Source organism: Streptomyces sp. WELS2 (assembly GCF_013870595.1).
Lineage (GTDB): Bacteria > Actinomycetota > Actinomycetes > Streptomycetales > Streptomycetaceae > Streptomyces.
Genome location: NZ_JACBWZ010000600.1, coordinates 1 through 3948, shown reverse-complemented (window position 1 = coordinate 3948; position 3948 = coordinate 1). Strand labels below are relative to the sequence as shown.

Sequence of the window (3948 nt, the reverse complement as noted above, 5' to 3'; positions counted from 1 at the left end):
GCGGAGTGGGAGCGGCTCGACCAACTGCCCGCCGCCGCCGGGCCGGGACCGTGGACGACCCGGACACCGACGACATAGTCCAGGCCGGACGGGCCGACGTCGCGGCTGGCCGCGAAGGAACGCGGCGCCCTCTCGAGGACCGGTAAGGGCCCTTCGACAGGGCGCAGACGAGTTTGGCCGGAGGCGTTCCGGCAGGCACCCACGTCGTCCGAGGATCCGGTGCATGAGCGACCTGGCGGCGCACGAACACGGTGAGCTGCTACGTCTTCGCGCGGTTCGGGCAGTCGTGGCGGCTGTGTGTCATCGCCAGCCCCCAAGGCGGAGGTGCACTCGTGGCCGGCGTTCATCAGCCAAGTGCGTTGTCGGGTGTCGGTGCGTCGGCTGCTTTCGGCCGTGGGGATCGGTGGGCTCGCACGCTCGAGATGTCGCGTATCGCTCGTGCCGATGTGGGCACGGGGGCACCCGACTGGTGCTGGCCTCCCGAGCCCGGATCACTTGCGAAGTCGAGAACGGTACTCGCCCGGGGCAGTGCCCCGGGCGCGTCTGAAGGCACGGCTGACAGCGTGCGGAGAGCCGTATCCGACCGCGCTGGAGATCGACTCGACCGGTCCGGTTGACAACCCGCTCGGTCTCGCACCGGAAGGCACGGCCGTCGTCGCTGCTCCGCCCGGTCACCGCTTGGCGGTTCACGACGCCGGTTCCGGGCCAAGGCAGGTACCCGCACCCGAAGCATCGTCGCAGTAGTGGCCGGGCTGTCCGGCCGTCGGCACGCCACCGCCCTGCGTCCGCAGGCCCCGCCCCGGGGGGGCCGTCCGGATCCCGGTCAGACGGGTGCCGGCCGGGACCGGTCGCCCGTGGGTTCCAGGCGGACGACGATGCCCTTCGATGTGGGCTGATTGCTCATGTCGGCGACGCTGTCGAGCGGCACCAGGACGTTCGTCTCCGGGTAGTAGGCGGCGGCCGAACCCTTGGCCGCCGGGTAGGACACGACCGCGAAGTTCTCCGCCCGGCGCTCGGTGCCGTCCTCCCAGACGCTCACCAGGTCCACCCGGTCGCCTGGGGCGAGGCCGAGTTCGGACAGGTCTGCGGGGTTGACCAGGACGACGTGGCGACTGCCGTGGATGCCGCGGTAGCGGTCGTTGTCGGTGTACGGGACGGTGTTCCACTGGTCGTGCGAGCGCAGGGTCTGCAACAGCAGGTGCCCCTGGGGGGCCAGCGGGACCACCCGCTCGTTGCAGGTGAACCGGGCCTTGCCGGTCTCGGTCCTGAACACGCCCTCGTTGACCGGGTTGGGCAGCTGGAAGCCTCCCGGACGGGTCACCCGGGCGTTGAAGTCGTGGAAGCCCGGCACGATCCGGGAGATGCTGTCGCGGATGGTGTTGTAGTCGCCCTCGAACCTGGCCCAGGGGATGTCCCCCACGCCGTCGACGGTCAGCCGGGCGAGCCGGCACAGGATGGCGACTTCGCTCAGCAGCATGCGCGAGGCCGGTTCGAGCCGCCCTTGGGAGGTGTGCACCTCGCTCATGGAGTTCTCGACGGTGATGAATTGCTCGCCATTGGCCTGAACATCACGCTCGGTGCGCCCCAGCGTCGGCAGGATCAGGGCGGTGTCGCCGCAGACGGTGTGCGAGCGGTTGAGTTTGGTGGAGATGTGGGCGGTCAGCCGGCACGAGCGCATCGCCTTCTCGGTGACCTCGCTGTCGGGCGCCGCGCGCACGAAGTTCCCGGCCAGGGCGAGGAACACCTTGACGCGGCCCTCCAGCATCGCCTTGATCGAGTTCACCGAGTCCAGGCCGTGCGGGCGCGGCGGGTCGAAGCCGAACTCCTTTTGCAGGGCGTCCAGGAAGGTGTCCGGCATCTGCTCCCAGATGCCCATGGTGCGGTCGCCCTGGACGTTGCTGTGGCCGCGCACCGGACAGGCGCCCGTGCCCGCGCGCCCCAGGTTGCCGCGCAGCATCAGGAAGTTGACGATCTCCCGGATGGTGGGCACGCCGTGCTTGTGCTGGGTGATGCCCATCGCCCAGCACACGATGACGCGTTCGCTGCCCAGGACCTCGTCGCGGACCTTCTCGATCTCCTCGCGGGTCAGTCCCGTCGCCGCACGCACGTCGTCCCAGTCGACGGTGCGGGCGTGCCGGGCGAAGTCCTCGAAGCCGGAGGTGTGGGCGTTGATGAAGTCGTGGTCCAGGACGGTGCCGGGACGCGCGTCCTCCGCCTCCAGCAGCAGCCGGTTCAGTGCCTGGAACAGGGCGAGGTCCCCGCCCGGTTTGATGTGCAGGAAGCGGTCGGCGATCTGGGTGCCCCGCCCCACGACCCCGCGCGGCTTCTGCGGGTTCTTGAAGCGCCGCAGCCCCGCCTCCGGCAACGGGTTGACCGCCACGATGCGGCCGCCGTTGCGCTTGGCCTCCTCCAGGGCCGAGAGCTGCCTCGGGTGGTTGCTGCCCGGATTCTGCCCCACCAGGAAGATCAGGTCCGCGTGGTGGAGGTCGTCGAGGCTCACGGTGCCCTTGCCGACGCCGAGCGTCTCGTTCAGGGCGAAGCCGCTGGACTCGTGGCACATGTTGCTGCAGTCGGGCAGGTTGTTGGTGCCCAGGGCCCGGGCGAAGAGCTGGAAGACGAAAGCGGCTTCGTTGCCGGCCCGGCCGGAGGTGTAGAAGACCGCCTCGTCGGGCGAGTCCAGCCCTTTGAGTTCCTGCGCGAGTACGCCCAGGGCGTCGTTCCAGCCGATGGGCTCGTAGTGGTCCGATCCGGGCCGTTTGATCATCGGCTCGGTGAGCCGGCCCTGCTGGTTGAGCCACATGTCGGAACGGCCGGCCAGATCGGACACGCTGTGCTCGCGGAAGAAGCCGGCGGTGACCCGGCGCGTCGTGGCCTCGTCGTTGATGTGCTTGGCGCCGTTCTCGCAGTACTCGTTGCGATGGCGCCGGCCCGGGGCGGGGTCGGCCCACGCGCAGCCGGGGCAGTCGGTCCCGCCCACCTGGTTCATGGTGAGCAGGTCGACCCCGGTCTTGCGCGGGGAGGTCTGCTCCAGGGAGTACTCCAGCGCGTGCACGACGGCGGGGACCCCGGCCGCCCACTTCTTCGGCGGTGTCACGGAGAGGGCGGTCTCCGGCTCCTGACCGGGCGGGTTCTGCATCGCTTGGCCTTTCTCTTGCCGTGTGCGGGTGGGCGGGTCAGCCGACGGGCCACTGGGCGACACGGCTCCTGGGCGGTTCCGGGGTGTCGTGCTGGACGCGGCCGTTGCGGATGGTGCCGCGCCAGGCGCCGCCCTCCTGGCCGAGCCCTTCGATGAAGTGCTTGAAGTCGACCAGTTCGGCGCGCACCAGCCGGGCGGCCAGCCCCGTGACCCCGGGGGAGCGGGTGAGGACCTTCCCGGCCCCGTGCGGCCGCAGCAGCATCCGGACCGTGATCGCCGTGCCGCCGGACCCCGTGGCCCTGAACTCGACCTCGCCCTCGTGGGTGGGGCGCTGCTCCAGACCACGCCAGGCCAGGTAGGCGTCGGGGTCCTGCTCCACGATCTCGACCAGGAAGCGGTGGCGCAGCGGGCCGTAGCCGATGGTCCACGCGGTGACGGTGGGTCTGACCTGCTCGACGCCGCGCACCAGGGCCGAGAAGCGCGGGAACGTCTTGAACTGCGTCCACTGGTTGTAGGCCGTGCGGACCGGTACCGCGACCTCGACCGTCTCCTCGACATGCCGCTCACGCAGCGGACGGCGGCGTGTGACGCCGTCGCCGCCGGTGCGCCCGTCGTCCTCTTCGTGCGCCATCATGGTCCTCTTCCGGTGAGAAAGCCGGGCGCCCGGGCACCCGCCCTCCCCCTCATGGGTGAGGGCACCACTTCCGGTTCCCCGATCCCGGGTTTCGACTCACCCGACCGCACCGGCGTCCCTGGGCGCGGACCCGACCGCGAGAAGAGCGCCGGACCCCGGGCACGGAAAGGAACGCCGC

Annotated in this window: 2 protein-coding genes and 1 pseudogene; all 3 read right to left on the bottom strand. The window is 70.7% G+C overall.

Annotated elements, in window-relative coordinates:
- Nucleotides 1-491: 491 nt before the first annotated feature.
- A pseudogene (locus tag H5J33_RS37815) lies at nucleotides 492-608 on the bottom strand (AraC family transcriptional regulator); the annotation flags it as partial.
- Between the two features lie 215 nt (nucleotides 609-823).
- Nucleotides 824-3136, bottom strand: a complete 2313-nt coding sequence (locus H5J33_RS26425) for an FdhF/YdeP family oxidoreductase (protein WP_181797360.1) — start codon at nucleotides 3134-3136, stop codon at nucleotides 824-826.
- A gap of 37 nt (nucleotides 3137-3173) precedes the next feature.
- Entirely contained in the window at nucleotides 3174-3770 is a 597-nt protein-coding gene (locus H5J33_RS26420; protein ID WP_181797359.1) for an SRPBCC family protein, read from the bottom strand.
- Nucleotides 3771-3948: the final 178 nt, after the last annotated feature.

Excerpts from the sequence above, each read along its gene's own strand:
- H5J33_RS26425 (WP_181797360.1), bottom strand. The coding sequence starts at position 3,136 with ATGCAGAACCCGCCCGGTCAGGAGCCGGAGACCGCCCTCTCCGTGACA.
- H5J33_RS26420 (WP_181797359.1), bottom strand. The coding sequence starts at position 3,770 with ATGATGGCGCACGAAGAGGACGACGGGCGCACCGGCGGCGACGGCGTC.